The following is a 26,063-nucleotide window of genomic DNA, read 5'->3' as shown; positions in this document are numbered from 1 at the left end:
GTGGCAAAAGGGTGGCGGGGCTTTTTCAGGTAACGCCATAAGGATGACTAGAGCGCTCTGACGCATTCACTTTGTTCATGCTGTCGTACGCTCACATTTTGTTTAGGTATCGAGTTTTTCAACGTCGGCTGGAGCCTTCGTTTGGATCGATGCACCAGGAGGGGAAATCGCATGCGCATTGCGCGTAAGTTGCCATTATTTGTCTGTTTGATCACGATTCTGTCGATCGGAGCAGCCAGTTGGGCCACGCTGATTCAAAGCTCCACCCTGGTCAAAAAAGAAGTGATGCAGAAGCTGGAGGCGACGGCCGACGGTCGACGCAACGAGGCCAGGCTTTATTTCGAAAATCTGGTCACCAATCTGCGGGCTTTTTCCAGCGTCGCCACGACGGGGGAGGCCCTTTACAAGTTCAAGGCGGACTGGCGCTATCTGGGCGAAAAGCCGCGCGAAGCGCTGGTGGATCGCTACATTACTCAAAATCCGAATCCGGCCGGGCAGCGATTGCAGTTGGAGTCGGCCCGTATCGATACCTATGACAGTAACCATGCCAAATTCCATCCGCTGCTGCGCATGGCTTTGCAGCAATATGGCTATGCGGATGTCTTCCTGATCGATCCGAAGGGCAATATCGTCTATTCGGTGCAGAAAAATGATGAATATGCTGGCAATGTCGGCGATCCAGCACTGAAAGATGGTCCTTTGGCCCAGGCCTATGCCCAGGTCGCCAAGAGCGATGACCGGCAGTTCTACGCGCTGTCGGATTTCACCGCGTATGGTCCGTCCCGTCAGACGGTGGCTTTCCTTTCGACCCCGTTGTTCATGGGTGACATCAAGATGGGCGTGCTGGTCGTTGCCATTCCCTCGGAACGGCTGACCGGGATGTTTTCCAACCGGACAGGGCTTGGCGATACGGGTGAGACCATTCTCCTCGATTCCAATAGCATGATGGTCAATGATTCCGCGCTAACAGGTGAAAAAGATTCTCTTGTCACCAAGGTTGCCGCACCGATGCTGGCCGATGTCTTGAAGGGTGCCAAGGCCAGCGGTCAGATCGATGGCTATCGCAATATGGTGAGCTATGCGGCGGCCATTCCCCTGTCCTTTGCCGGTCATAACTGGGCTGTCGTCGCGCTGATGAGTGAGAATGAGGCGCTGGCCAATGTCGCGCATTTGCGCAATACCATCCTGTTGATTGCCGCTGGTCTGCTGGTCCTGGCGATCACTGGCGCGGTTCTGTTTTCCCGTTCGCTGACCGGGCCGATCAACCAATTGGTCGATAGCATGAAACGGCTGGCCGATGGCGATACCGGCGTGACGCTGGTTGGTGAGAACCGGGCCGATGAAATCGGCGATATGGTGCGGTCCGTGGCGATCTTCCGCGATGCGGCCATCGAGAAGGGACGGTTGCAATCTGCCGCCGAACAGGATCGGCAGACGTCGGAGGCAGAGCGCCTGGCCCGCGAAGCCGCCCGCAATGAGGAAACCGCGCGGCTACAGCAGGCCGTCGATATTCTCGGTGCCGGTCTGCAACGGCTTGCCGCTGGCGACTTGACGACCACCATCGAGACGCCGTTCATGGAAGGCCTTGACCGGCTTCGCACCGATTTCAACGATTCGATCCGGCGGTTGGCATCGACAGTGCGCCAACTGTCCGGCAGCACCGGCTCGATCAACGGCACCGCGACCGGAATGGTCGCGGCAACACATGACCTGTCGCGCCGCTCCGAGCAGCAGGCCGCGGCCATCGAGCAGACATCCGCCGTGATCAACCAGATCATGGAAGCCATCCGCACATCGACGGAGCGGGCCGAAAATGCGAGACGCATGGTGGCGGATGCCAAGACCTCGACCGAACGCTCAGGAGCGATTGTCGGGTCTGCGATCGACGCCATGGGGCGGATCGAAGAGGCATCGCAGGCCATTTCGCAGATCATCAATGTCATTGATGAGATCGCCTTCCAGACCAATCTTCTGGCCTTGAACGCTGGCGTGGAAGCGGCCCGTGCGGGCGAAGCGGGCAAGGGCTTTGCGGTCGTCGCCCAGGAAGTGCGTGAATTGGCGCAGCGTTCCGCTGGTGCCGCCAAGGAAATCAAGGAACTGATCAGCAAGTCCGGCGAGGCGGTGAAAAGCGGTGTTGGGCTCGTGCGCAATACCGGCGACGCGCTGGGCGATATTGCCGGGCAGGTCGTGCATATCAACGAGGAAATCTCGTTTATCGCCACGGCTGTCGGCGAACAATCGGAGAGCGTGCGGGAAATTTCCACGGCCATCCGCCAGATGGAGGAAACGACCCAGCAGAATTCGCAGATGGCAGACCGGACCAATTCTGATATGTCGCGCCTGACCAGCGATGCTGAAGCGCTGTCCAATCTGGTGTCGCAGTTCAGGGTCATGGACGGTGAGATCGTTCCCAACCCGGCAGCCTCTTCCTATCGTCCTGCTGCTTCGCAGCAACCGTCTGCCCCCAATACCCGTCAGGCCGTCAGGCCAGCCGATCCGGCCAGCAGCCGTCCCGCCGCTTCGCCTGCCCGCGCCTTGATGGGCAAGCTGGCAGCCGGGTTGAAGACCGGCGGTGGCTCACCTGCCCCGAGCGGTGGCAACAATTGGGAAGAGTTCTGATCACTCTCCACTGTCCAAATAATCCCTGAAAAGCAAAAAGGCCGCGGAGATGCGGCCTTTTCCTTGTTTAGATTTCGTTGATCAAGGCGCGATCAAAGCGCCTTTTCAAATTCCGGCAGGGCGTCGAACAAGTCTGCGACGAGGCCGTAGTCTGCGACCTGGAAGATCGGGGCTTCCTCATCCTTGTTGATGGCGACGATCACCTTGCTGTCCTTCATACCGGCGAGATGCTGGATAGCACCGGAAATGCCGCAGGCGATGTAGAGCTGCGGTGCGACGACCTTGCCGGTCTGCCCAACTTGCCAGTCGTTCGGCGCATAGCCAGCATCGACGGCGGCACGCGAGGCGCCGACAGCGGCACCCAGCTTGTCGGCCAGCGGCAGAATAACCTCCTTGAATTTCTCCGAGGAGCCGAGCGCGCGACCGCCGGAGATGATGATCTTGGCGGATGTCAGCTCCGGGCGCTCCGACGACGACAGCGCATCCGAGACAAAGCTGGACAGGCCAGGATCGGCAACCGCTGCCACAGCCTCGACCGCAGCCGAGCCATCGGCAGCAGCGGCGGCGAAGGAGGCGGTGCGCACGGTGATGACCTTCTTGGCATCGCTCGACTGAACCGTCTGGATGGCATTGCCCGCATAGATCGGCCGCTTGAAGGTGTCGGCAGAGATCACTTCGACGATTTCCGAGATCTGGGCGACATCAAGCAGGGCCGCAACGCGCGGCGCGACATTTTTGCCGACTGAAGTGGCGGCGGTGATGATCGTATCGTAGGAGGGGGCAAGCGACACGATCAAGGCTGCCAGCGGTTCGGCCAGCTGGTTGCCAAGCTCGGCGCTGTCGGCCAGCAGCACTTTCGAGACGCCGGACAGTTTGGCGGCGGCGTCTGCGGCGGGTTTAGCGCCTGCGCCAGCGACGAGAACATGGATATCGCCGCCAATTTTGGCTGCTGCCGTCAGGGTCTTGGCGGTCTGTTCGGAAATGGTTGCGTTGTCGTGATCTGCCAGAAGAAGAATGGCCATTTTACTATATCTCCCAATCCGAAATCAAAGCACGCCGGCTTCGTTTTTAAGCTTTTCGACCAGTTCGGCCACCGACTTGACCTTGATGCCTGCCTTGCGGCCACCCGGCTCCTCGGTCTTCAGCACCTTGAGGCGCGGTGTGGTATCGACGTTGAAATCGGCGGGTGTCTTCTTGTCGAGCGGCTTCTTCTTGGCCTTCATGATATTCGGCAGCGAGGCATAGCGCGGCTCGTTCAGGCGCAGGTCAGTGGTGACCACGGCAGGCAGTTTGACGGCAATGGTCTGCAAACCGCCATCGACTTCGCGGGTGACATTGGCCGAACCCTCGCCGATCTCCAGCTTGGAGGCAAAGGTGGCCTGCGCCCAGCCCAAGAGGGCTGCGAGCATCTGCCCCGTCTGGTTGCTGTCATCATCAATCGCCTGCTTGCCGACGATAACCAGGCCGGGGGCCTCGGCTTCGACGATGCCTTTCAGAATCTTGGCGACGGCCAGCGGCTCGACGGCATCCTCGGTTTCCACCAGGATGGCCCGGTCCGCGCCCATGGCAAGGGCCGTACGCAGGGTTTCCTCGGCCTTGGCCGGGCCGATGGAGACCACGACCACTTCCTCTGCCTTGCCTGCTTCTTTCAGGCGCAGCGCTTCCTCAACGGAAATTTCGTCGAACGGGTTCATCGACATCTTCACATTGGCAAGCTCCACGCCGGAGCCATCCGGCTTGACGCGGATCTTGACGTTATAATCGACGACGCGCTTGACGGGCACGAGAATCTTCATGGGGTCCTTCCTTGCTTCACGTTCTTGTGGGTCTTGCGCATGATGACATGCGGTGCCGCCACTGCTTGTTTCCTGCATCATTCCGTAGATCAGCGGTGATTTAGGGAATAATGCAGCCGCGTTTCCACTCTCTCTTCAATGCGATAGCCCCGTTTGTCTGCCAGTCAGAAATATCGGTGTTCCGTTTCCAGGCAAACGCCAGACTGCGGCATTTTGCACGTCGGAGATTGTCAATTGGCGACATGGATACGCATTTTTTCCTCCATGACAACGGTGCCATTCATTCTTGCGATGCTCCTCCCGCAGACTGATGCTCCGATGCCAGAATTACCTAACTTTTACGTTCACGTCAAATATTGCCTTTCCTTCAACCAAAACCGTTTTTTTGGGCGATGGTCTGGCTATCTGTTTTTCCCCGGCACCCAGAGGACATCGGCCTTGCCGATCTCATTGGCATAGCGGGCGGCGACGAACAGGAAATCCGACAGTCGGTTGACATATTTTAGCGCCGGTGCAGAAACGGCCTCGCCGGGGATTTGCATCAGATCGACCATGATCCGCTCGGCGCGTCTTGCGATGGTGCGGGCCAGATGCAGATTGGCGGAGGCTGGTGAGCCTGCGGGCAAGACAAAGGATTTCAGCGGTTCGAGATGGGCGTTCAGTGCATCGATTTCCTGCTCGATCCTGTCCACCTGGCTCTGGACGACGCGCAGGGGCTCCCATTCCAGTTTTTCGCCGGTATCGGGCGTGGCCAGATCAGCACCAAGATCGAAAAGGTCGTTCTGGATGCGAAACAGCATGGCATCCAGCACCTCATCGCCTGCCGTATGCAGGCGGGCAACGCCGATGGCGCTGTTGGCCTCATCGATCGTGCCATAGGCATCAACACGCAGGTCGTGCTTGAAGCGGCGCGGGCCGCAGACCAGCGCTGTGGTGCCGTCATCGCCGGTGCGGGTGTAGATTTTATTGAGTTTTACCATGGAACCATTCGTCTTGAGACAGCGGGTGGTACCCGCACGATTAGAGTTTGCCTTAGAGCCCGCTCAAGAATTACTGCTGGCCAGCGGCGATTATTGAATAGACTGCTAGGAAAAGTGGAGCCTGACAGCCTCTAGCGACCGCCGCCGGTGATCCACAATGTCAGCATGATCAGCACGACGGCAATGGCCTGAAGCAGCACACGCAATTGCATCAGCTTGTTGGAGCGGTTGGCATCGCCGCCCTTCATCATGTTGAACAGCCCGCGCACCAGAACCAGCGCGACAAGCCCCATGACGATAATGGCCAGAATGGTGGTGAATGAGGACATGATGCGCCGCTAACCTTCATGATGAATGTCTACCGATCAATCCAGCGCCCGCATCAGCCGATAGAAGAGATCGGACGGCATCAGCCGTTTGAGTGCGACGCCCTGTTTCGCCGGCTTCGTGACCAGATAATGTGGCCGTGGACGCTTCGCGGTCAAGGCGTGTTGCAGCACTTTATACACGGCATCCGGTCCAAGCTTGTGGCGGTTTTTCGGGCCGGTGCCGTCGAGGCGCGCCAATTGCCGCTGGTAATCTGCAGCATGGACAGAATTTTCCACGTCGATATTGCGTTTGATGGCCTCAAGGCAATTGGCGGTGAAGCGGCTCTCTATCGGACCCGGCTCGATCAGGCTGACCATGACGCCGCTGCCGTCCAGTTCCATCCGCAGGGTGAGCGACAGGCCCTCCAGGGCATATTTGGAGGCCGTATAGGCACCACGCCAGCGATAGGGAATGAGGCCGAGAATAGACGAGCATTGCACGATCCGGCCCGATCCTTGTACGCGCATCACCGGCACGATCCGCCGTGTCAGGTCGTGCCAGCCGAACACATTGGTCTCGAACTGTTCACGAAGCGCCTCCGTTGGCAGATCTTCGACCGCACCTGCCTGGCCATAGGCGCCATTGTTGAACAGGGCGTCCAGCCGCCCGCCGGTGCGCGATAACACGGTCTCCGTGAGGGCCGCGATGCTTGCCGTGTCGCGGTAATCCATCAGCAGCGCTTCAAGGCCGTCATCCTCAAGGGATTTAAGATCTTCCACCTTGCGCACGGTGGCAAACACCCGCCAGCCATCCTGCTTCAGGGCGCGGGCGCAGTAGGCTCCAATGCCGGAGGAGCAGCCGGTAACGATAATGCTTTTCTCTGCGACCATATGAGGTTTTCCTCTTACAAATGCGATAGGGTCTCCCATATTCGACAGATATAGGCAATTGTGGCAGGCCGCTTGAGAAGCAGTCAGTGAAGAATGAACGGGAGACGGAATGCGGTCCTATCTGGGCAGGCTTTATAAGGTGGCCTTCGATGCGGTCTGGCATTTTACCGAGGACGATGGTTGGGCGATGGCGAGCCATGTGGCGCTGTCGATCCTGCTGGCCGTGTTTCCCTTCCTGATTTTCGGCACCGCGCTTGCCGGTCTTCTCGGGGCCAATACTTTTGCGCCGACCGCAATCCATTTCATTTTCGATACCTGGCCGGAAGAAATCGCCAAGCCGATTTCCGAGCAAGTGGTGCAGGTGCTGACCATTCCGCGCGGCGGGCTACTGACCATTTCGGTGCTGGCGGCGGCCTATTTCGCTTCCAACGGGGTGGAAGCGCTGCGCACCGCGCTGAACCGTGCCTACCGGGTCACGGAAACCCGGCCCTGGTATATTACCCGGCTTATCAGCCTCGGCTTCGTCATCATGGGGGTTGCCGCCTTTGCTGTGATCAGCGTGCTGCTGATCGCCGTGCCGATCGCGCTACGCTTTGCCGAGCGGCAATTTCCGCTTTTGAAGGATTTCCTGGCGCTGGTCTCGAACTGGAGCGTGCTTGGCACCCTGATCCTGCTGACCATCGGCCTGACGATTTCGCATCTCTGGCTACCGGCGGACCGGCGGCGTCTGATCGACGTTCTGCCCGGCATTTGTCTGACATTGCTGCTCTGGCTGCTGGGGGCGCTGGCCTTTGCCGCCTATCTCGCCACCTTTGCCAATTATGCCGCCACCTATGCCGGTCTGGCCTCGGTTATGGTGGTGATCATATTTCTCTACATGCTGGGTGTGCTGTTCCTGATTGGGGCGGAATTTAACGCGGCGCTGATGAAGTTTTCCAGGCCGCGCACGCGATCACGGCGAATGTCAGACCGCAATCCCCACCAGCCTACGGATGTCGAGGGGTGATAGCCCATCTGCGCGCAAATGCCGGAGCCCTGCCGATTGCAGGCTTTTCGACAGTTTGCGCCCATCCTCGCCCATCATCAGTCGATGGTGCGTATAGGCCGGTGCGGGCAGGCCAAGCAGGCTCTGCAACAGGCGGTGGACGGCGGTAGCCTGGTAGAGATCCTCGCCGCGCACCACATGGGTCACGCCCTGGAGCGCGTCATCGACCACCACCGACAGATGGTAGCTGGACGGTGCATCCCAGCGCCAGAGAATGACATCGCCCCAGATCGTCGGGTTGGCGTCGATCTGCTGCACCGTGTCGCCTTGTCTTTCCTCCCAATGTAGGGTGCCGCCAAGCATGGAGAGGGCTTTGCCTGTATCCAGACGCAGACTGTGGCGCTCGCCTCTGTCGATCCGTTGCTGCGCCAGTTGCCGGTCCATCTGCCGTTCGTCTGCAGGATAATGCCAGGCGCCATCGGGATCGCGCGGCCAGACCTTGCCTTGCGCCTCTGCTGTCTGCGCCTGCCGCTTGATCTCGGCGCGGCTGAGAAAAGCCGGATAGACCAGATCCATAGCCTGAAGCTTTGCCAAGGCTGAACGATAGGCGTCGATATGCTCGGACTGGCGGCGCACCTGATGTTCCCATGTCACGCCAAGCCAGGTAAGATCCTCGTAGATCGCCGCCTCGAATGCGGGCGTGCAGCGGTCGATGTCGATATCCTCGATCCGTAACAGCAGCCGACCACCGGTCGCCTCAGCCATATCCGCATTGATCAGTGCCGAAAGGGCATGGCCGAGATGAAGATAGCCATTTGGGCTCGGCGCAAAACGAAAGACTGGTTTTTGCGGAACGACTAAGGGAAACTGGAAATTGGACATGGTGTGTTTTGGCATGATTTGGCAGGTGAGGAAAAGAGATGGGCGAGACGATGCGTATTCGCAGCCAGGCGGATCTTGCCACCGGCCTTGAGGCCTTGCTTGGTATCGATCCCCGGCTGCATGCCATTGCCCGCGAAGCCGGGCCTTTGCCGCTCCGGTTGACAGAGCCGGGTTTCGAAGGGCTGGCCTTCATCATCGTCTCGCAGATGGTGTCGCGCGCCAGTGCCGATGCGATTTGGCGGCGGCTTTGTGGGGCGATGGGTACAGCCGACCCCGCCGCCTATCTGGCGCTGGGCGACACAGCGCTTTCGCTGGGTCTTTCGCGCGCCAAACATGCCTGCCTGAGCGGTCTGGCGTCTGCAGTCCACGCCGGTGACATTGACCTGCTGGCAATCCTCGATCAGCCAGTAGAGGCGGGCATTGCCGAGCTGACCCGGCTGCGTGGCATTGGGCTGTGGACATCGGAAGTTTATTTGATGTTTTGTGGCGGTCACGCAGATGTGTTTCCGGCGGGTGATGTGGCGCTGCGGGCGGCGGTGGGGGACGGCCTTTGCCTTGCCGCGCGCCCGGACATCCGCGAAACCACCCGAATCGCACTGACCTGGCGGCCATACCGCGCCATTGCGGCACGGTTGTTCTGGGCCTTTTATGCGGCGCGTTTACGACGCGAAGCAGCGCCGGTGCCGGTCTGATGGAGAATCAGTTCACTGCTTATTTATTGGGCTTCACAATCCTGTAACAGCAAGCCTAATATAGAGGGAGCAGATGCCGAATCGATCAGGAGAACGCCTTGACGATTGCAGTTTCGCCCCAGTCCTTGCCAGCGCTTGTGCTCAACGCTGATTATAGGCCACTGAGTTATTATCCCTTGTCGTTGTGGTCCTGGCAGGACGCGATCAAGGCGGTTTTCCTTGACCGTGTGAATATCATCGCCGAATACGATCATTCGGTCTGTTCACCCAGCTTTTCCATGCGGCTTCCCAGCGTGGTCAGCCTGAAAACCTATGTGCAGCCGACACGCAATCCCGCCTTCACACGCTTCAACGTGTTTCTGCGCGACAAGTTTCAGTGCCAATATTGCGGCTCGCCTGACGACCTGACCTTCGACCATGTCATTCCCCGCGCCCATGGTGGGGAAACAACCTGGCAGAATGTCGTGGCGGCGTGTTCGCCTTGTAATCTGCGCAAGGGGTCGAAATTGCCGAAACAGGCCAATATGTTCCCGGCCCAGAAGCCCTACCAGCCAAGCGTGCAGGACCTGCACAACAATGGCCGGTCGTTTCCACCCAATTACCTGCATGAAAGCTGGGTGGATTATCTCTATTGGGATTCCGAGCTTCAGCCTTAAGCCTTCATGCGCCGTGCGCCCCAGAAGGCTATGGCGGCCAAAACGAGGCTGGTCAGGACATTCCAGCCGGCCAAGGACACACCGAAAATCCGCAAGGCTGCTTCTGTGCAGGATGGCCCCTTGAAGCTGTTGAGCTGCGAGAGGATATCGCCGCTGCCGTTGAAGCCTGCGCCGCTGGTGGCTGAGCAGGCGCTCGGCCCTTCCCAGAAATGCCATTCGACGCCGGCATGGTAGACGCCAAGACCGGCGCTGACGATCATGATCAGGCCGAGAAGCAGTATCAGGCTTTTCGTGACTTTAGCGGGTAGGTTGATGGTGGCTGCGATGACCGTCACCACTCCGATTGCGGCGCCGATGTAATAGGGCTTGCGCTGCAACAGGCAAAGCTCGCAGGGAATATAGCCGCCGAGATATTCAAAGGCCAAAGCCGAGCCGACGACCCCGGCCATGCCAAGGGTCAACAGGAGGGCCGCGGCAAGACCGGGCCGGGTGGAAGAAAGCGTGGTCATGATGGTTCTCCGGACCTCGTTGTTCAATGCACAAGGAGGCGATAGGCGACGAACAGGGCAATCAGTACGACAGCGCCGATGGCAGCGATCAGGCCGAGGCGTTTTTCAATGAAGTGGCGGATCGGTTCGCCATAGCGACGCAGCAGCCAGGCCAACAAGAAAAATCGGCCTCCACGCGCGACGATGGCGGTCATGATGAACAACCAGATATTCACATGCGCGACGCCAGACAGGATCGTAACCACCTTGATCGGTGGCAGATGGGCCAGGCCGGAGGTGATCAGCAGCAGCACCACCGTCTCGTAATCGACCGACAGGCGCAACTGATCGAAGGCATCGGCCTTGCCGTAGAATTCCAGGATTGGCCGGGCAATGCTTTCATAAGCATAATAGCCGAGAAACCAACCGGCTATGCCGCCGAGAACCGAGGTTACGGTGGCAATGGTGGCATAGCGCCAGACCTTTTCCGGCTTGGCCAGCGCCATGGGCAGGAACAGCACGTCGGCAGGAACAAGAAAGATTGAGCTTTCTACAAAGGAGATTGCTCCAAGCCAGGCTTCCGCGGATTTGCGGGCGGCAAGCGACATTGTCCAGTCGTAAAGGCGTCGCAGCATGATCGCTCCTTGGTCCTATGCAGAGGGTCTTTGCCATTGCGGCGCAGCATTCAAGATGACGAAAGACTGAATATCTGCCGTTCCGTCAAGTCTTTATGCGCAAAGCCCATGGGCTGTAAATGCGGCGAAAACAGCGATATCGCCCGGATGCCTGACTTTTGCGTGAAACCGCAAATTTGTAAAAAACCCGGTTGACCGCCCCCCCTTATTCCGTGTAGTTCGTCCTTCTACTCTAAGTGCCCCTTTGGCGGAATTGGTAGACGCGCCTGACTCAAAATCAGGTTCCGAGAGGAGTGCTGGTTCGATTCCGGCAAGGGGCACCATCAATATCATTGGTATATTGAAATCATTCAGAGTTTCAGGTGTTTTTGTCCCACCTTTTGCCGACGCTGGAATGCGTGGGATCAAACAGTTAATTCTCCAGATAATCATGATGGCCAGTGTTGTCGCTAAGCGGCCATGATTGCGACCGAACTCTAGCGGAAATCACTTGCGCTTTGCGCCTCCCATGCCGGTCGTTCACGCCACCTGCATTCGTTCGTGGGGGCTGTCGGTCTGCTGTTCGAGCAGTCACGTCCGGAATGCGGCCGATAGTTGACTTCGACAAGGATAGAACGCGCCAACATTGAGCCTCAGACAGCGCAATAGCTCCGCAAACATCCGCGGACGAGCACTTCCAGTGAACTCGTTCCGGTATCGCCGCGCCGATCTCTAACGGCCTCGGCATTTCGCCGCATGGTCGCAACAGAAGAGACCGAGTTCACGTTTTGAAATGAACGGTCACCGAAAATGAGTTCCCATTCGGTGCCAATGCGGGCATGTGTTTGTGAAAGCCCGTATGAGCCACTGCTCGACGACACACGAATCAAAGAGCTGACAGCATGGACACTCCGGTTTCACTAAATCGTCTTTCCGAGAACACGGTCTTTCGTAAGGGCGATGTTTTCGTACTCTTCGGCGAACTGTTCGGTCGCGGATACGCTACTGGATTGCTCGATGAAGCCAGGCGGGCAGGAATGGAGATTGTGGGGATCACTGTTGGGCGGCGCGACGAGAACAACGCGCTGCGGCCGCTCGACGCCGAGGAACTGTCTTCGGCCGAGGCCCAGCTGGGCGGCAGGATCATCAACATACCTCTTATGGGGGGGTTCGATCTCGATGCGCCCGAAGACGGCTTAACTCCCACCGATCTCCTGGCAAAAATGACGCTTGAGAGCTGGGAACACGACAAGCTCGACTGGGACTATATCGCGCAATGCCGCGACATCGCCACTGCGCGTTTTACGGAGTCGCTTTCGAAAGTCATGACCGTTCTCGACGGAATGATCGCCGCTGGCCGCAATGTGTTCTTTGCCCACACAATGGCTGGAGGCATCCCGAAGGCGAAGGTATTCTTGGTCATCGCCAATCGAATCTACAAGGGGACCGGAAGTCGCCACATGTCGTCGCAGACCTTGCTCGACAGTGACATGGGAAAACTCATCCTGCAGAATTTTGACGAGGTTTCCGCAAACACCTTTCGCCATCTCATTGATTTCAGCGCGGCGATCCGCGAGCGCGTGGAAGCTTCGGGTGGTCAAGTCCGATATACGGCCTATGGTTACCACGGATCGTCAGTCCTCATTGACGGAAGCTATCGTTGGCAGACCTACACCAACTATACCCAAGGCTATGCGAAGATGCGGCTCGAAGGCATTGCAGAGCAAGCCTGGGCGAAAGGAATCAAGGCAACTGTCTATAATTGTCCCGAAATCCGGACCAATTCCTCCGATGTATTCACGGGTATCGAGCTGCCCCTGATACCACTGCTGCTTGCCTTGAAGAAAGAAGACGGTGGCAAATGGGCAGATGAACAGTGGCAGGCCTGCCAGCAACTTCTGGCAGACGGCTTAACCATGAAGGATGTGTTCCAGAAGATCGCCGACATGCAGGCCAGCGAAGTCATGCGTCCGTTCTATGACTTTTCGGCATGGCCCATGGCAAACAGTCAGGCACAGGCCGATTTGACCATCAGCACGTCCAACGGGATCACCCAGATGCATCGCAATAACAAGGTGATGATCAGCGACCTCCTGAGCGGTCTCGTTGTGAAGGCAACCGGGCAGCTCATTTTTGGTGAATCTTCAGACCCCTCCGGTCCCGTCCTATGGCTCAACCACGATATCGTCGCTCGCCGACTGAACGCTTCCCACTCGAATTCGGAGTCTCCCGCGCCGGGAATGGAACCTTCGCCCCTTGAGATGGTGTGACGGCTTCTTAAGCTGAGCTTGGAAGCGGAGTGTTTGGCCATGAAGCGACGAATCTTGCGACAGGAACCGCCCCCTAAGCCGACGTTGGTTCGACAATCGGTGTGCGGCAGCTTCGTGCCCTCATGTCGGTCGTTCGGTCTCCTTTTTGAATTTTCTGGAAGCTGCCGTTAGACTAGCTGTTTGGTCCCGGCATTTTATGGATAGGATCGATGAGGAATCGATCCGGCTCCAAAGTCCATCGTTTACAGATAAATTCGTATTGCGTGAGGCCTTTGAGTGTCTTGAGCGTTCGCCCATACCTACAAACAGCACCTTAAGCGCCACATCTTCGCGCATAGCCAATGCTTGATTGGCCGCCAGATCCATGCCGATGGCGTCGCCCAGCTTGGTGTAGTTGACCTTGTGTGTAAGCTGGACATAGCCACGCCCCAGCCAGCTCTTGCCATCGGCCCCGATCCGCCAATAGGCCGACTTTACCCAGGACATCACGCCCTTTCCCCAGGTTCGGTCAAGAATGGCGATAGCTTGCTCGTCCGTCGCCGCACGCGTTTCACGCATCGTCTGCGCAGTCTCATGGAATGCGGTGGCCCGCATATAGACCCAGCCAGCGCAGATCGGTCATTGTGCTGGCCTGCCAGGCATCGAGAATGGCGTGATGCCATTCACCTGATTTTGCGAGAGCGCACCGCCAAACACCGACGTGCGCACCGCCGCGAAGATTCTCGCGAGATCCATGATCGTTTCCTTTTTTTAGATTAGATTCCAGAAGGCCGCCGTGAAAAATCCAAAAACCACACTTGCCTACACGCAATGAGGGTGATAGCGATTTTGAGAATAAATGGGGGTGGGCATGAATTCGGGGCTAGTTTCTACACATTGGGATGACCGCTATGAGACCGGGGTGAGGTCGTCATGGTTCTCCAGCGCAATCGTCGGATCTGAGTTAAACCGCAGGATTACAGGCGATGACAAGTTCTGGCTCTGGTGGGTATTCAACGAATACCTTCCTGAAAAGCCAAAGAAAATACTCTCCATTGGATGCGGAGACGGCGCTCATGAATTGATTATTGCACGCAACCATTGGGCTGCATCCGTCGATGCATTTGATCTCTCGCCCGCTGGCATCAAGCAGGCTGCCGATGCAGCCGAGGCCGAAGGGTTGAACGCTAATTTCTTCGTGCGAGACTTCAACGACTTCATCCAGAACCCGGGCGGGGACTATGATGCAGTGATTTTTATCGGGTCTCTGCACCACGTAACAGACCTTGAAGGGATGCTTGGCGCCGTTCGGAAATCTCTCGTTCCGAACGGCTATCTCATCATCAACGAATATTGCGGCCCATGCTACAACATCTACGATCAGAAACGTGTCGATCTGCTCAACAACGTCATCAAGTCGATATCAGCGCCATATAAGCGGAACCCTGATGCGCGATGGACAAACCATAGCATAGAATTGGTTTTCTCTGTTGACCCGTCAGAATCCGTTAGATCGTCCCTGATCCTTCCATTTCTGGAATTCTATTTTGACAAAGAGCTTCTTCGACCATTCGGCGGGGCGTTGCTCCATCCGATATTTGACCTGCTCAATGGCGAAAAGATTAACGACGGATCGGAAGATTCCAATACCGTTGTCAGGATGCTGATCGAACTGGAAAACCAGCTTCAAGCGAATGGCGCAATACCAAGTGATTTCATGCTAGGCGTCTATCGGAACTCGAAAGCCTAGTCCTCATGAGCGGCTGGTTGATTGATAGTCATCATCCGCTCGTCACTGGTCGAGATTGTATTCATTGTGCAATAGATTTGCCTGAACTTGTACGATGTACCCTCAATATGAGTGGCTTCTTTCATCTTCTGCTTGATGCCGATTGGGCCGCTTGGCACCCCCTCGACATGAGAGAGCCTCTTCATCGTCTGCTTTGTCCGTCATCAACGCCCTTGAGACAAATAGCTGGTAATTGAGAAGAGAGGATTTCTGGTTGCCGATCAACTCTTCGGGCTTCACCGCCTCGCGCTTGGCGCGCACCGACAAGGTGATTTCGAACAGATGATTGACACCTTCGTCCACCATCATGCTTTCCGGCAACAACTGGTCTTCGCCCAAGGGCGACGAGACCTTCAGTACACGGCTCGCTTGAATGAAATCGGTGGATGACAGAACGTCGTCCATGGAAAGCCCCTCCACTTATCGCGTCATCAAATTTCAACACCTGCCGCGTTGAACGCCCACTCGGTCAACGCGTGAAAATATCTTGTTTACGTCATTACCGTGTCGACAATAGACTTCCCTCCTAAAAGGGCAAGGTGCTGGCTGCCTTAGCGGAGGCCTGATTGCCAGGCGAACTTATGGCCTTTCGCTGTTCGGACTATATCCAGTCATTCACGACGGAGTTCAACATGGCAGTCACGGGCTCCCTAAGCCAATGCTGGCCCGGTGACAAAAATGCTGCGGTCTGGTGGCTGGCTTTTCCTCACAAATAGCTGAGGGCGTTTTGAGGTTCGCAGTGGATGCGGTTGCGGCCATGTTGTTTGGCGCGGTAGAGCGCCATATCGGTTGCGGCCATGAATTTCTGGAAACTTGAAAAATGATCGGCGGATTGGGCAAGGCCAAAGCTGGCGGTAATCCTGCCGGGCGCCAGTGGTTCGAGGCAGATTTTTTCCAGACAGGTGCGTAGCCGTTCGGCAATCGCCTGGGCTTGGACCAGATTGGTGCCCGGCAGAAGAACGCAGAACTCCTCGCCGCCGATCCGGCCTGCCAGATCGTTTGGCCGCAGATTGTTGCGGATTGTCTGCGCTGCTGCAATCAATGCTCTATCGCCGGTTTCATGACCGAATGCGTCATTGATGCCCTTGAAATGATCCAGATCGAAGAGAAGAAGACACATAGGGTCGCCGCTGCGACAGGTTTCTTCAAGGGCCTCCGTCCCTTTTGCCAGAATGAACCGGCGGTTTGCCAATCCAGTCAGGGGATCTGTATTGGCTTGAACGGTCAAGGTTTTGAGAGAATTGTCCAATTCTGTTACCAGGGAGGAAACCGCCTGGGCGACAGTGCCGATTTCATCTTTCGTCTTGACCGCGATGGCAACAGGTGAACCCTCCTGCCGGTATCGGGTTATGGACTGGTTGAGCTGGCGTAGCGGGTGAATGATCCGCCAGAGGGACAGCAGGCAGCCAGCTGTTCCGGCCAGGGTCGATATCAGCAGGACAAGCAGAATGCTTGCTTCACTCAGCGCACCGCCACCAAGGACATGTGCGACCACCGCCAGAAGCGGCACGTGAATGGAGATAAAGCAGATTACAAAAATCTTTGTTATCAGCGACGAACGTATCGCCTGGGCCGCCATATGCGGCCATCCCAACATCCAATTTTTCTTAAGCATCCCTAAAAACTTCAATCCCCGTGTACAACCGGCAGGATAGATAGGGATGATCGTGGCTTAAAAAAGCAAAATCTAGATATTTTTGGGGTTTTTGGGAATTTAGGCCAGGCAAGTCGCCCGTGAATAATCGTCAAATTTTTTTGTTTTCAAAACAATTTTATAGTGTCGCAAGATGACCGTTCATCAGGATAAAGACATTGCCCGCTCATCGAACGGGCAATATCCACCTTGTCTCAAGGCAAAATCGGGAGGCTTATGGGGTACCCGTGCTGGTGCCTGTCCCTGAACTGTTGCCCGTGCCGCTTCCAGGGGTAGCAGGTGCCGTTGTGGTGCTGCCTGTTCCGCCGGTGCCTCCGGTCGAGGAACTGGTGCCGGGGGTTGATGTCGAGCTTCCGCTCTTGGAGCTGCTGTCATCTCCGCAGGAGGCCAGAAGCCCGAGAAGAGCAACGACCGGTACGATTTTCTTCAGCATGTGTATCCTCCTTTTATGCTCCGCACATTTTGAAGTGCGTGAGCCTTTTAACCAGGAAAATGCCGCAGATCTTCGTCGCAAAGGCGGCATGTCCGCGACGTTTTCATGGTTTGGCATGGCGCTTTCACGCACACGTTACCGCCTTTCAACCCTTTCGGCTCAGGATTGTTCCAGCAAAAGCGAACTGGTTTTGCGACCTTAAAAATCGACGGTGGGACGATTGCCGATGTCGTCCATCCAAAAGATTTCACGATATCAAGGCCTGACGCCCTCTCTCCGCTGCGCCTGAGACCGCAGTATTTCCCGGGGCTACTGCATAATGTTCGCCTTATATTGATTGGAGTTTAAGGTGAAAATTATGCAACGGATATAACGCGCTAAAGCAAACCCGAGGGGACCATAGTCGGTGCACCGCTCTGTTGTGTGCGCTTGCGAGATGGATTGTGCGACTGCGAAAGGAATGATAGGTTTTCCAAGTGACGTTTTTATCTTTTTGACAAAAACGCTGATCCTGGATCTGCGACAAACTCTCTGAATGTTTGGCCAGTGCAGGGGAATGCGATGGGGACCTCATTCAGGACAAGATCGATGTTTCTACCTGCCAGCGCTTCCTATGAGGCTCTCTGTCATGCGTTTTCCTGGTCCATACCAGCTCAGTTCAACATGGGACGGGCGGTTTGTGACGAGTGGGCGGCCCGCGAACCGGACCGGGTCTGTCTTGAGCATTTTTCACCTGACGATGCGCATCAGACCTTAACCTATGGGGCGCTTGCTGCACGATCCAACGCCTTCGCGGATGCCCTGAGCCAGCTCGGCATTGGCTCTGGGGAACGGGTGGCTTTGCTGCTGCCGCAGGGGTTCGAGACAGTCATCGCCCACGTGGCGATTTACAAGCTTGGCGCGATCGCTCTGCCGCTGGCTTTGCTGTTTGGTGCGGATGCATTGGAATACCGGTTGAAGACGGCGGGCGCCTGTGCGGTCATCACCAATGATTTCGGTCTGTCGCGTCTGGAGCCCATCCGGGCCAGCCTGCCGGACCTTCGGGAGGTTATTTCCATTGGCAGGCCTTCTCCCGGCGTCCTGTCCTTTGAAACTCTATGGCAGAGCGGTTCGGCGTCTTTTGAGGGGCTGCAGACCGGACCTGATGATCCGGCGCTGATGATCTTCACCTCCGGCACGACAGGGGCGCCGAAGGGCGCTCTGCATGGGCATCGCGTACTTGCCGGTCACATTCCAGGCTTCCAGCTTGCCCATGACGGTCTACCGCAGCCGGGGGACAGGATCTGGACGCCTTCGGACTGGGCTTGGGCTGGCGGGCTTTTGAATGTGCTGATGCCAGCCCTGATGCTGGGTGTGCCGGTCGTGTCGTCGCCTGCCCAGAAATTCGATCCCGCCATGGCCTTTCGCATCATGGCGGAGATGAAGGTGCGCAATGCCTTCATTCCGCCCACCGCCTTGCGGCTGCTCAAAACGGTGGACAATCCACGCCAGCATTATGATCTTGTGCTGCGTTCCATCGGTTCGGCAGGGGAATCGCTGGGACGGGAAACCTATCAATGGGTCAAGACGGCGCTCGGTATCACCCCCAATGAATTCTATGGGCAGACCGAATGCAATTTCGTGCTGTCATCGGCAGCCCGGCTGGGCGTCAGCAAGGCGGGCGCCATTGGTAAGTCGGTGCCAGGCCATCGCGTGGCAATTATCGATGACAAGGGCAGGGAACTGCCAGTCGGCAAGGTCGGACAGGTGGCGATTGCCCGGCCCGATCCGGTGATGTTCCTGGAATATTGGAACGATCCGCAGGCGACCCGTGAGAAATTCATCGGTGACTGGATGCTGACCGGTGATCTCGGGCGCCAGGATAGCGAAGGCTATGTGGAGTTTTTCGGTCGTGACGACGATGTGATTACGTCATCCGGCTACCGTATCGGCCCGGCGGAAATCGAGGATTGTCTGGTTGGTCATCCGGCTGTGCGCCTGGCGGCGGCAGTGGGCAAGCCCGATCCGATACGAACCGAAATCGTCAAGGCTTATGTGGTGCTCGCACCGGGTTTTCAGCCTGGACCGGCCCTGGCCCGTGACATTGCCGATTGGGTGAAGCAGCGGCTGTCCATGCACGAATATCCGCGTGAAGTGGAGTTTATCGCCGATATGCCGCTGACCACCAGTGGCAAGGTGATCCGCCGCCTGCTGCGTGAGCGCGATGAACCGCAACAGGCACAGCCGGGCGTGATGACCGGCTGATATCTCGCAATGATCAGCTGTCTTTTTGACGTCTGCCCAGCACTTTGTCCCGCAGGATGCGGGCAATATTGCGGGTGTTGCGATAGAGATGCAATTGCGCCGCCACTTGGCGCACGTCGCGGTCAGCATTGCGTTTGAGGCCGATGACCATGGTTCCCATCTCTTCCCGCTCCCGCCAGAGCCTGCTCATCACCGGGTGATCAGGTACGGCGCAGGAATCGGTGCGCAGAATATTGGCATCGTCCAGATGCCATTCCGTCAATCGAGCCACCAGAAGCTTGCCAGGCGAATAGCGCGCGTAACGCTCATCATAGGCAGTCTTCCACGTATAGGCTTCGGCACCCATAATGAAGACAATCATGGACGCGATGGCCTTTCCATCGAGATCGAGCGTATGGATGCGGACCGAATCGCGCTCTGCCAGATTGGTCATCGCCTCGCGGGCAAAGGCGGCTCGCAGCCGGTCCATGACCAGGGCGCTGCGCTTGCGGCCTTTCCAGCCGCTGGCTTCGAGTGCCAGGAATTCCTCCATGCGGACATGCAGATCCTGCGGCTGGCGGGCGACAGAATAGGTCAATTCGCCCTGCTGACCCAGCAGGCGCATCTGCCGGCGCATTTCGCGCCAATGGGATTTGCCGATGGTCTGGCGCAGATAGGTTTCTCCATCCTCCAGGCTCTCGAGCATTGGGCGCTGGTAGGGATTGGTCACCGTCAGCGGCAGGTCACGGCTGATCGCCACGGCTCTTAGCAGTTTTGTGACCGGCCCATCCATTCGCAGATCCGGCAGGACCAGAACGGAGGGCAATTTGGCTTTGGGATCGCTCAGTCCCTCGAAAAGGTTGTCGAGCGTTTCGACCGCATCCTCAGCATCGACCAGAGGCGTGCCAAGCGGGCCGAAAGGGTTGGACCAGACGCGAACAATGGATGGACCGACTGCAAATCCCGGTTTTTCCACGGAGAACGGCATCAGCAAGCGGATACGGCTGCGACCCTGCCGCTCGTCGCGGATCAGCGCCATGCGCACTTCGCGCTCGTCCAGACGGGGGATGGCGGGGGCAAGAAAACGGGCGGAGAAGAAGACATTCTGCTCCAGCGCTCGGTTGGTCAGGTAGTCCATTTCCTGTTCAAGGTCGTAGCTGGTCTGGCGCGGATAGAGCCAGAGATCTCGGCCAGGGCGTCCCACGGCAATCTGGCCATCGGCAGAGGGACGGTTGACCGGCGCAGACACGGTATGCAGAACCGGGCGCTCGGTGTTCGTGTCCCGGCTGGTCTCGTCGGTTACCGGTAATGTGTTCATATCCTACAACCTGGTTCGCTTCATGCGGGCCTGTCTTGCTTCATGCGAGACAATGGGTCGGCAAAGGCAAATAAAACAATGCCAAGCGCGTAGCGCACGGCAATGTGTAACAAGATCGCTTCCACCAACATTGCCGAGGCGGCAGCCGTTGCCGCGCCCGTGAGGCCATAAAGCGGAATGAGAGTCACATTCAGCCCGATATTAGATGCTAAAGCAATCACATATAGTAGCACACACAATTTTTGTCGCCCCGCCATGGTCAGGAGCATCTCACCGGGGCCAATCAGCGCTTTGGTGAGTGCACCGGCAAACAGAATGGCCATCAACGGATAGCCTGCCGTGAAATTCGGGCCGAACAGACCGAGCAAGACTTCGCCTGCCACCAGAACCAGAAGACCGATGACCAGCGACGGCCAGAAGCACCAGCGGGCCATTCTGCCTGCAAACAGGGCCAGCGGCCTGATATCATCTTCGTTCATCAATGCTGAAAAGCGTGGTCCGGCGGCGGCCTTGACCGCGAAATAGACGAATTGCACCAGTGCCATGGTTTTTGCCGCGGCAAAATAGATCCCGACCTGGTCGGGGGGCAGGTAAAGCCCGACCACCATGACGTCGGAATTGGTCAGCAGGAACAGGAAGCCCTCGATCAGGAAAATCGGGATGGCAACGCGAAACCAGACCATGAAATCGATCCGGCGAGGCCCCCGCAGATATTTTCGCCGCAGGCGCCAGTGAATGGTGGCGAACTGGCTGAGGGTCGTGACATAGGTGGCGGCAAGGGCCGCCTGCATGGCGGTGGTTGCGGTGCGTGGCGCACCCAGCATGACGGCCAGCAGCATGAAGGCCAGGATCAGCACTGGCCTTACGATATAGGTGGGGCTGAGGGCGGCAACAGGCCAGCTATTGGCTCGCGCCGTCCCGTCAAGCACATCGCCCAGCGCAATCATCGGCAGCGCAAACAGGCCGAGAAACAGCGGTGTCAGGTAATAGCCGGCAATCCGATCTCCGAAAAGATTCAACAGGATAAGACCGGTTACAGTCAGACAGCTGGCGAGGCCGAGAGCGAAGATCCGGATGGTCACGGTGATGCCACGGATTTCAGGAATTTCATCTCGAGCGTGATATTGCGGCAGAAAGCGGATGACGGTCGAATGAAAGCCCAGGCAGGACAGATTGCCGAACAGCACGACCAAGACCCAGACAAAGACGAAAATACCATATTCGAAATCGCCCATCAGCCGGGCCTGGACGATTTGCGAGAAAAAGGCAATCGCAGCGCTGACGATGCGGATGGCAAAGGCAATCAGTGCCATGCGTTGCGCGCGGGCCACATCGTCGTGAGCGGACAAGGCGGCGATGATCCTGTGCAGCGGGCCGTGCAGCCGGGCTGGCAGGAGATGTTCCACCCTCTGGATAACCGCGATGATAAACACGCAAAACTCTCAGGCACGAAGCGACAGGGCATTCAGTCTTGGCAGCTTACGGTTAACAAAAGCCTGCCCGTGGGGGTTTGAATAGCCTATGCCTGGGAGAAATCGGCCAACACATCCGGCTGGCCGATTTTGATTGTCTTACGTCAGCACTGTCTTACGCCAACAGGGCGCCGTGGCAGTGCTTGAAACGCTTGCCGGAGCCGCAAGGACACATTTCATTGCGTCCGACCTTGCCCCAGGTCGAGGGATCGGCGGGATTGCGGTTCTCAGGGGCGGTGATGCCATCGGCGGCGGCAAATTCGTCCTGGCCGGTCTGCGGATCCTCGTGGTGACCATGCATGATCGGCAGGGTCGGCTCCGGGGGCGCTTCACGGACGATTTCAACCCGCATCATCTGGGCGGTGACGCCCTCGCGCATGTTGGCGAGCAGCGCCTGGAACAGTTCGAACGCTTCCGCCTTGTATTCCTGCAAGGGATCGCGCTGGGCATAGCCACGGAAACCCACCACCGAACGCAGGTGGTCGAGGTTGACGATATGCTCGCGCCACAGGTTATCGATGGTCTGCAACAGCACCGACCGTTCGATATAAGCCATGATTTCCGGGCCGAAGCGCTCGGTCTTCTCAGCCATCACCTCGTCAGCGGCTTTCTTGACCCGTTCAACGATATCGTCTTCGGCAATGCCCTCTTCCTGCGCCCAGTCCTCGATGGGAAGATCGAGGTTGAGCATGCCTGTTATCGCCGCCTTCAGGCCGGCGACATCCCATTGTTCGGCATAGGCCTTTTCCGGAATATGGGTGCGCACGATCGTATCGATCAGCTCGTGGCGCATATCATCGATGGTTTCGGTCAGGTCCTCGGCATCCATCAGCTCGACGCGCTGTTCGAAGATGACTTTGCGCTGGTCGTTCAGCACGTCGTCATACTTCAACAGGTTCTTGCGGATGTCGAAGTTGCGGGCCTCGACCTTCTTCTGGGCCCGTTCCAACGCCTTGTTGATCCAGGGGTGGACGATGGCCTCGCCCTCCTTCAGACCCAGTTTCTGCAGCATGCTGTCCATGCGGTCGGAGCCGAAGATCCGCATCAGGTCGTCCTGAAGCGACAGGTAGAATTTCGAACGGCCCGGGTCGCCCTGACGGCCGGAACGGCCACGCAGCTGGTTATCGATGCGCCGGCTTTCATGGCGCTCGGTGGCGATCACATAGAGGCCGCCTGCGGCCAGCGCCTTTTCCTTCAGGGCTTTGACTTCCTCGCGGATCGCCTGTTCCTTGGCGTCACGCTCTGGGCCGGGCTCCATGCCTTCCAGATCGCGCTCCAGCCGCATGTCGATATTGCCGCCAAGCTGGATGTCGGTGCCGCGACCGGCCATGTTGGTGGCGATGGTGACTGCGCCCGGCACACCAGCCTGGGAGACGATATAGGCTTCCTGCTCGTGATAACGGGCATTCAGCACGCTGAAATCGGTAAATCCGCTCTGGCGCAGCATGGTGGCCAGCAGTTCGGACTTTTCAATCGACGTTGTCCCGACCAGGACGGGCTGATTGCGCGACGCGGAGGCCTTGATTTCCTCAATGATCGCCTTGAACTTTTCTTCAAACGTCCGATAGACCTCGTCGTCCTCGTCAATACGCAGGATTGGCAGGTTGGTCGGCACTTCGATGACGCTGAGGCCATAGATGTCCTGGAATTCCTCGGCCTCGGTATTGGCTGTACCGGTCATCCCGGCAAGCTTGGAATACATCCGGAAATAATTCTGGAAGGTAATCGAAGCTAGGGTCTGGTTTTCCGGCTGGATCGTCACCTTTTCCTTGGCTTCCAGCGCCTGGTGCTGGCCTTCCGAATAACGACGGCCTGGCATCATCCGGCCTGTGAACTCGTCGATAATGACGATTTCGTCATTGCGGACGATATAGTCCTTGTCGCGCTGGAACAGCTTGTGGGCCTTCAGCGCATTGTTGATATGATGGACGATGGCGACATTTTCGACGTCGTAGAGAGAGACACCCTTCAGCAGGCCAGCGTCTTTCAGCAGATTTTCCAGCTTTTCGGTGCCGACTTCGGAAAAATTGGCCGATTTCTGCTTTTCATCGATCTCGTAGTCTTCGGCGCTCAGCATCGGAATAAAGGCATCGATGGTGGTGTAGAGATCAGAGCGGTCGTCGAGCGGCCCGGAAATGATCAGCGGCGTGCGCGCTTCATCGACCAGGATCGAGTCCACTTCGTCGACGATCGCGTAATTATGGCCGCGCTGCACCATCTGGCCGCGCTCATATTTCATGTTGTCGCGCAGGTAGTCGAAGCCAAGCTCGTTATTGGTGGCGTAGGTGATGTCGCAGGCATAGGCCTCACGGCGCTCGTCGTCGTTCATGCCATGCACGATGACACCGGTGGTCAGGCCGAGGAAGCTGTAGAGCTTGGCCATGATGGCGGCGTCGCGGCTGGCAAGATAATCATTGACCGTCACCACATGCACGCCCTTGCCGGACAGTGCGTTGAGATAGACGGCGAGCGTTGCCACCAGCGTCTTACCTTCGCCGGTCTTCATTTCGGCAATGGCATTTTCATGCAGGATCATGCCGCCGATCAGCTGCACATCGAAAGGCCGCATGCCGAGCGCCCGGCGCGATGCTTCGCGCGCCACGGCAAAGGCCGGGACGAGAATGTCGTCGAGTGTCTTGCCCTTGGCAAGCTCACCCTTGAATTCCTCGGTCTTTGCGGCCAGCTCGGCATCACTCAATGCCTTTATGCTGTCCTCCAGCGCGTTGATGGCGGCCACGCGAGGCTTGTTCCCCCGGATGCGGCGTTCATTCGAGGAGCCGAAAATTTTGCGGGCGATCCCACCAAGACTGACCATGTCCATGGTCCTTTCTGAATTCCGTCACGAGGTTGAAACCGAAGCCCCGGGTCTGCTCCCGGTCGCTCACGGCCACATGACAGTGGAGATTGGCGTACCGCCTCCGGAAACTGCTCTGGACGCGGAGTTGCGTGACAGATAAGAGGGGGGTCGAATTATGTCAACGGGACAGCATGCACCACAAGTGCCACAATCGCGTGGTTTAGGGTGTTTTCGACCCGATTGACAGTCGCAATCGGCCTCTTTACCGAAGGGTTATTATATGCTGCGTTCTCACAAACTCGTCCTGGCGGCCTGCGCCGCCCTTGTGGCGCTGTCTTCCTACGCCCATGCCGACGATGCTGTCGTCGCCAAGGTTGGCTCGCTGGAAATCCACCAGTCCGAGCTGGATCTTGCCATTGCCAATCTCGATCCCCAGTTTGCCCAGATGCCGGATGACCAGAAAAAGGTCGCGGCTTTGTCCGGTGCCATCGATGTCAAGCTGTTGGCTGGCAGCGCTATCGGCGAAAAAATGCAGGACGATCCGGCCTACAAGCAGCGCATGGCGTTCATTGCCGACCGGGAATTGCACAATGCCTATTTCAAGAAGCATGTCGTAGACGTGACGACCGATGAGGAAGTCAAGGCGCGCTATGAGAAGGAAATTGCCGCTCTGCCGAAGGAGCAGGAAATTCACGCCCGTCACATTCTGGTGAAGACCGAGGATGAAGCCAAGGATGTGATCAAGCAGTTGGATGGCGGCAAGGATTTTGCCGAACTGGCCAAGGAAAAATCGACCGATTCCAGCGGATCGGACGGCGGTGACCTCGGTTTCTTCTCCAAGGGCCGCATGGTGCCTGAATTTGAAGAAGCTGCCTTTGCGCTCAAGCCCGGCACTTATACCAAGACCCCGGTCAAGAGCCAGTTCGGCTTCCACGTCATCAAGGTCGAAGAGATCCGCGACGCGGCTCCGCCGAAATTCGAAGATGTGCAGCAGCAGGTTCGCCAGCTGGTGATGCGTGACAAATATCTGGCCCTGCTGGAAAAGGCCAAGACCTCTGAAAAGGTCGAGATCGTCGATCCGGCTCTGAAGAAGGGCTATGAGGACATCAGCAAGCAGCAGGCCGATCCGGACGCTGCTGCCGCGCCGAAGCCATAAGCAATTGCTCATTCCGCCGCATCGCGCATAGGCCGCGATGCGGCGGTGTCCTTTTGTCGTT

At 57.5% G+C, this 26,063-nt stretch carries 21 protein-coding genes, 1 tRNA gene and 3 pseudogenes; 9 read left to right on the top strand and 16 right to left on the bottom strand.

Features of this window, described 5'->3' with window-relative positions; translation table 11 throughout:
- Nucleotides 1-171 precede the first annotated feature (171 nt).
- Nucleotides 172-2,619 (top strand): methyl-accepting chemotaxis protein, encoded by a 2,448-nt coding sequence (locus G6L01_RS14740; protein ID WP_070164372.1) that lies wholly within the window; start codon nucleotides 172-174, stop codon nucleotides 2,617-2,619.
- 92 nt (nucleotides 2,620-2,711) lie between these two features.
- Here G6L01_RS14740 and G6L01_RS14735 read toward each other — a convergent pair whose 3' ends face one another.
- The 5 genes from G6L01_RS14735 to G6L01_RS14715 all read right to left on the bottom strand — a co-directional run bounded on the left by G6L01_RS14735 (nucleotide 2,712) and on the right by G6L01_RS14715 (nucleotide 6,594).
- Nucleotides 2,712-3,641, bottom strand: coding sequence for an electron transfer flavoprotein subunit alpha/FixB family protein (locus G6L01_RS14735; RefSeq protein ID WP_070164373.1), 930 nt, complete (start codon nucleotides 3,639-3,641; stop codon nucleotides 2,712-2,714).
- A 24-nt stretch (nucleotides 3,642-3,665) separates the two neighbouring features.
- Nucleotides 3,666-4,415 carry an electron transfer flavoprotein subunit beta/FixA family protein gene (locus G6L01_RS14730; protein ID WP_070164374.1) on the bottom strand — a complete coding sequence of 250 codons (750 nt, stop codon included), beginning with the start codon at nucleotides 4,413-4,415 and terminating at the stop codon, nucleotides 3,666-3,668.
- Nucleotides 4,416-4,816: 401 nt separating this feature from the next.
- Entirely contained in the window at nucleotides 4,817-5,395 is a 579-nt protein-coding gene (locus tag G6L01_RS14725; RefSeq protein WP_070164375.1) for a cob(I)yrinic acid a,c-diamide adenosyltransferase, read from the bottom strand.
- A 131-nt stretch (nucleotides 5,396-5,526) separates the two neighbouring features.
- Nucleotides 5,527-5,724 carry a twin transmembrane helix small protein gene (locus tag G6L01_RS14720; RefSeq protein WP_070164376.1) on the bottom strand — a complete coding sequence of 66 codons (198 nt, stop codon included), beginning with the start codon at nucleotides 5,722-5,724 and terminating at the stop codon, nucleotides 5,527-5,529.
- 36 nt (nucleotides 5,725-5,760) lie between these two features.
- On the bottom strand, nucleotides 5,761-6,594 hold the full coding sequence (locus tag G6L01_RS14715) for an SDR family oxidoreductase (protein WP_070164377.1): 834 nt from the start codon (nucleotides 6,592-6,594) through the stop codon (nucleotides 5,761-5,763).
- Nucleotides 6,595-6,703: 109 nt separating this feature from the next.
- On the opposite strand from G6L01_RS14715, the gene G6L01_RS14710 reads away from it, so the two are divergent.
- Complete coding sequence (locus G6L01_RS14710; RefSeq protein WP_070164378.1) at nucleotides 6,704-7,600, top strand: YihY/virulence factor BrkB family protein; 897 nt, start codon at nucleotides 6,704-6,706, stop codon at nucleotides 7,598-7,600.
- Here G6L01_RS14710 and gluQRS read toward each other — a convergent pair.
- A complete protein-coding gene (gluQRS, locus tag G6L01_RS14705; RefSeq protein WP_070164379.1) occupies nucleotides 7,559-8,461 on the bottom strand; it encodes a tRNA glutamyl-Q(34) synthetase GluQRS in 903 nt (300 codons plus the stop codon). The genes G6L01_RS14710 and gluQRS overlap by 42 nt on opposite strands.
- A 38-nt stretch (nucleotides 8,462-8,499) precedes the next feature.
- On the opposite strand from gluQRS, the gene G6L01_RS14700 reads away from it, so the two are divergent.
- Nucleotides 8,500-9,153 (top strand): DNA-3-methyladenine glycosylase family protein, encoded by a 654-nt coding sequence (locus G6L01_RS14700; protein WP_081344019.1) that lies wholly within the window; start codon nucleotides 8,500-8,502, stop codon nucleotides 9,151-9,153.
- 98 nt (nucleotides 9,154-9,251) lie between these two features.
- Nucleotides 9,252-9,809 carry an HNH endonuclease gene (locus G6L01_RS14695; RefSeq protein ID WP_015917300.1) on the top strand — a complete coding sequence of 186 codons (558 nt, stop codon included), beginning with the start codon at nucleotides 9,252-9,254 and terminating at the stop codon, nucleotides 9,807-9,809.
- Here the strand turns inward: G6L01_RS14695 and G6L01_RS14690 are convergent.
- Both G6L01_RS14690 and G6L01_RS14685 read right to left on the bottom strand, forming a co-directional pair.
- A complete protein-coding gene (locus G6L01_RS14690; RefSeq protein ID WP_070164380.1) occupies nucleotides 9,806-10,318 on the bottom strand; it encodes a disulfide bond formation protein B in 513 nt (170 codons plus the stop codon). The two genes, G6L01_RS14695 and G6L01_RS14690, sit on opposite strands and share 4 nt — an antisense overlap.
- 23 nt (nucleotides 10,319-10,341) lie before the next feature.
- Entirely contained in the window at nucleotides 10,342-10,932 is a 591-nt protein-coding gene (locus G6L01_RS14685; protein WP_070164381.1) for a YqaA family protein, read from the bottom strand.
- A 238-nt stretch (nucleotides 10,933-11,170) separates the two neighbouring features.
- Between G6L01_RS14685 and G6L01_RS14680 the strand changes: the two genes are divergently transcribed.
- Together G6L01_RS14680 and G6L01_RS14675 are read left to right on the top strand one after the other, a co-directional pair.
- Nucleotides 11,171-11,255: transfer RNA gene (locus tag G6L01_RS14680), tRNA-Leu, on the top strand.
- 558 nt (nucleotides 11,256-11,813) lie between these two features.
- Nucleotides 11,814-13,181: an enoyl ACP reductase FabMG family protein gene (locus G6L01_RS14675; RefSeq protein ID WP_070164382.1), complete on the top strand. Its 1,368-nt coding sequence runs from the start codon at nucleotides 11,814-11,816 to the stop codon at nucleotides 13,179-13,181.
- A 172-nt stretch (nucleotides 13,182-13,353) separates the two neighbouring features.
- Here G6L01_RS14675 and G6L01_RS14670 read toward each other — a convergent pair.
- Nucleotides 13,354-13,479 (bottom strand): annotated as a pseudogene (locus G6L01_RS14670) (IS481 family transposase); the annotation flags it as partial.
- 38 nt (nucleotides 13,480-13,517) lie between these two features.
- A pseudogene (locus tag G6L01_RS14665) lies at nucleotides 13,518-13,667 on the bottom strand (glycoside hydrolase family 19 protein); the annotation flags it as partial.
- Between the two features lie 364 nt (nucleotides 13,668-14,031).
- On the opposite strand from G6L01_RS14665, the gene G6L01_RS14660 reads away from it, so the two are divergent.
- On the top strand, nucleotides 14,032-14,910 hold the full coding sequence (locus G6L01_RS14660; protein ID WP_174096411.1) for a class I SAM-dependent methyltransferase: 879 nt from the start codon (nucleotides 14,032-14,034) through the stop codon (nucleotides 14,908-14,910).
- 255 nt (nucleotides 14,911-15,165) lie between these two features.
- Here G6L01_RS14660 and G6L01_RS28120 read toward each other — a convergent pair.
- The 3 genes and pseudogenes from G6L01_RS28120 to G6L01_RS14645 form a co-directional block, all read right to left on the bottom strand.
- A pseudogene (locus G6L01_RS28120) lies at nucleotides 15,166-15,354 on the bottom strand (hypothetical protein); the annotation flags it as partial.
- 301 nt (nucleotides 15,355-15,655) lie between these two features.
- Complete coding sequence (locus G6L01_RS14650; RefSeq protein ID WP_081344020.1) at nucleotides 15,656-16,564, bottom strand: sensor domain-containing diguanylate cyclase; 909 nt, start codon at nucleotides 16,562-16,564, stop codon at nucleotides 15,656-15,658.
- 253 nt (nucleotides 16,565-16,817) lie between these two features.
- A complete protein-coding gene (locus G6L01_RS14645; protein ID WP_081344021.1) occupies nucleotides 16,818-17,036 on the bottom strand; it encodes a hypothetical protein in 219 nt (72 codons plus the stop codon).
- Between the two features lie 588 nt (nucleotides 17,037-17,624).
- On the opposite strand from G6L01_RS14645, the gene G6L01_RS14640 reads away from it, so the two are divergent.
- On the top strand, nucleotides 17,625-19,280 hold the full coding sequence (locus G6L01_RS14640) for an AMP-binding protein (protein WP_070164386.1): 1,656 nt from the start codon (nucleotides 17,625-17,627) through the stop codon (nucleotides 19,278-19,280).
- 13 nt (nucleotides 19,281-19,293) lie between these two features.
- Here G6L01_RS14640 and G6L01_RS14635 read toward each other — a convergent pair whose 3' ends face one another.
- The 3 genes from G6L01_RS14635 to secA all read right to left on the bottom strand — a co-directional run bounded on the left by G6L01_RS14635 (nucleotide 19,294) and on the right by secA (nucleotide 24,864).
- Nucleotides 19,294-20,577, bottom strand: a complete 1,284-nt coding sequence (locus G6L01_RS14635; RefSeq protein WP_070164387.1) for a GNAT family N-acetyltransferase — start codon at nucleotides 20,575-20,577, stop codon at nucleotides 19,294-19,296.
- A gap of 20 nt (nucleotides 20,578-20,597) precedes the next feature.
- Entirely contained in the window at nucleotides 20,598-22,010 is a 1,413-nt protein-coding gene (locus tag G6L01_RS14630) for a lipopolysaccharide biosynthesis protein (protein WP_070164388.1), read from the bottom strand.
- Between the two features lie 154 nt (nucleotides 22,011-22,164).
- A complete protein-coding gene (gene secA, locus G6L01_RS14625) occupies nucleotides 22,165-24,864 on the bottom strand; it encodes a preprotein translocase subunit SecA (RefSeq protein ID WP_070164436.1) in 2,700 nt (899 codons plus the stop codon).
- A gap of 262 nt (nucleotides 24,865-25,126) precedes the next feature.
- Between secA and G6L01_RS14620 the strand changes: the two genes are divergently transcribed.
- Nucleotides 25,127-26,002, top strand: a complete 876-nt coding sequence (locus G6L01_RS14620; RefSeq protein ID WP_070164389.1) for a peptidylprolyl isomerase — start codon at nucleotides 25,127-25,129, stop codon at nucleotides 26,000-26,002.
- The last annotated feature ends 61 nt before the right edge of the window (nucleotides 26,003-26,063 follow it).

The organism is Agrobacterium vitis (genome assembly GCF_013337045.2).
GTDB lineage: Bacteria > Pseudomonadota > Alphaproteobacteria > Rhizobiales > Rhizobiaceae > Allorhizobium > Allorhizobium vitis_B.
This window is presented reverse-complemented; position numbering and strand designations above follow the sequence as displayed.

Coding starts and splice junctions, on each gene's coding strand:
- G6L01_RS14620 (WP_070164389.1), top strand. CDS start 25,127: ATGCTGCGTTCTCACAAACTCGTCCTGGCGGCCTGCGCCGCCCTTGTG.
- G6L01_RS14725 (WP_070164375.1), bottom strand. CDS start 5,395: ATGGTAAAACTCAATAAAATCTACACCCGCACCGGCGATGACGGCACC.
- G6L01_RS14740 (WP_070164372.1), top strand. CDS start 172: ATGCGCATTGCGCGTAAGTTGCCATTATTTGTCTGTTTGATCACGATT.
- gluQRS (WP_070164379.1), bottom strand. CDS start 8,461: ATGTCCAATTTCCAGTTTCCCTTAGTCGTTCCGCAAAAACCAGTCTTT.
- secA (WP_070164436.1), bottom strand. CDS start 24,864: ATGGTCAGTCTTGGTGGGATCGCCCGCAAAATTTTCGGCTCCTCGAAT.
- G6L01_RS14675 (WP_070164382.1), top strand. CDS start 11,814: ATGGACACTCCGGTTTCACTAAATCGTCTTTCCGAGAACACGGTCTTT.
- G6L01_RS14650 (WP_081344020.1), bottom strand. CDS start 16,564: ATGCTTAAGAAAAATTGGATGTTGGGATGGCCGCATATGGCGGCCCAG.
- G6L01_RS14710 (WP_070164378.1), top strand. CDS start 6,704: ATGCGGTCCTATCTGGGCAGGCTTTATAAGGTGGCCTTCGATGCGGTC.
- G6L01_RS14730 (WP_070164374.1), bottom strand. CDS start 4,415: ATGAAGATTCTCGTGCCCGTCAAGCGCGTCGTCGATTATAACGTCAAG.
- G6L01_RS14640 (WP_070164386.1), top strand. CDS start 17,625: ATGTTTCTACCTGCCAGCGCTTCCTATGAGGCTCTCTGTCATGCGTTT.
- G6L01_RS14715 (WP_070164377.1), bottom strand. CDS start 6,594: ATGGTCGCAGAGAAAAGCATTATCGTTACCGGCTGCTCCTCCGGCATT.
- G6L01_RS14690 (WP_070164380.1), bottom strand. CDS start 10,318: ATGACCACGCTTTCTTCCACCCGGCCCGGTCTTGCCGCGGCCCTCCTG.
- G6L01_RS14700 (WP_081344019.1), top strand. CDS start 8,500: ATGGGCGAGACGATGCGTATTCGCAGCCAGGCGGATCTTGCCACCGGC.
- G6L01_RS14720 (WP_070164376.1), bottom strand. CDS start 5,724: ATGTCCTCATTCACCACCATTCTGGCCATTATCGTCATGGGGCTTGTC.
- G6L01_RS14735 (WP_070164373.1), bottom strand. CDS start 3,641: ATGGCCATTCTTCTTCTGGCAGATCACGACAACGCAACCATTTCCGAA.
- G6L01_RS14685 (WP_070164381.1), bottom strand. CDS start 10,932: ATGCTGCGACGCCTTTACGACTGGACAATGTCGCTTGCCGCCCGCAAA.
- G6L01_RS14635 (WP_070164387.1), bottom strand. CDS start 20,577: ATGAACACATTACCGGTAACCGACGAGACCAGCCGGGACACGAACACC.
- G6L01_RS14660 (WP_174096411.1), top strand. CDS start 14,032: ATGAATTCGGGGCTAGTTTCTACACATTGGGATGACCGCTATGAGACC.
- G6L01_RS14645 (WP_081344021.1), bottom strand. CDS start 17,036: ATGCTGAAGAAAATCGTACCGGTCGTTGCTCTTCTCGGGCTTCTGGCC.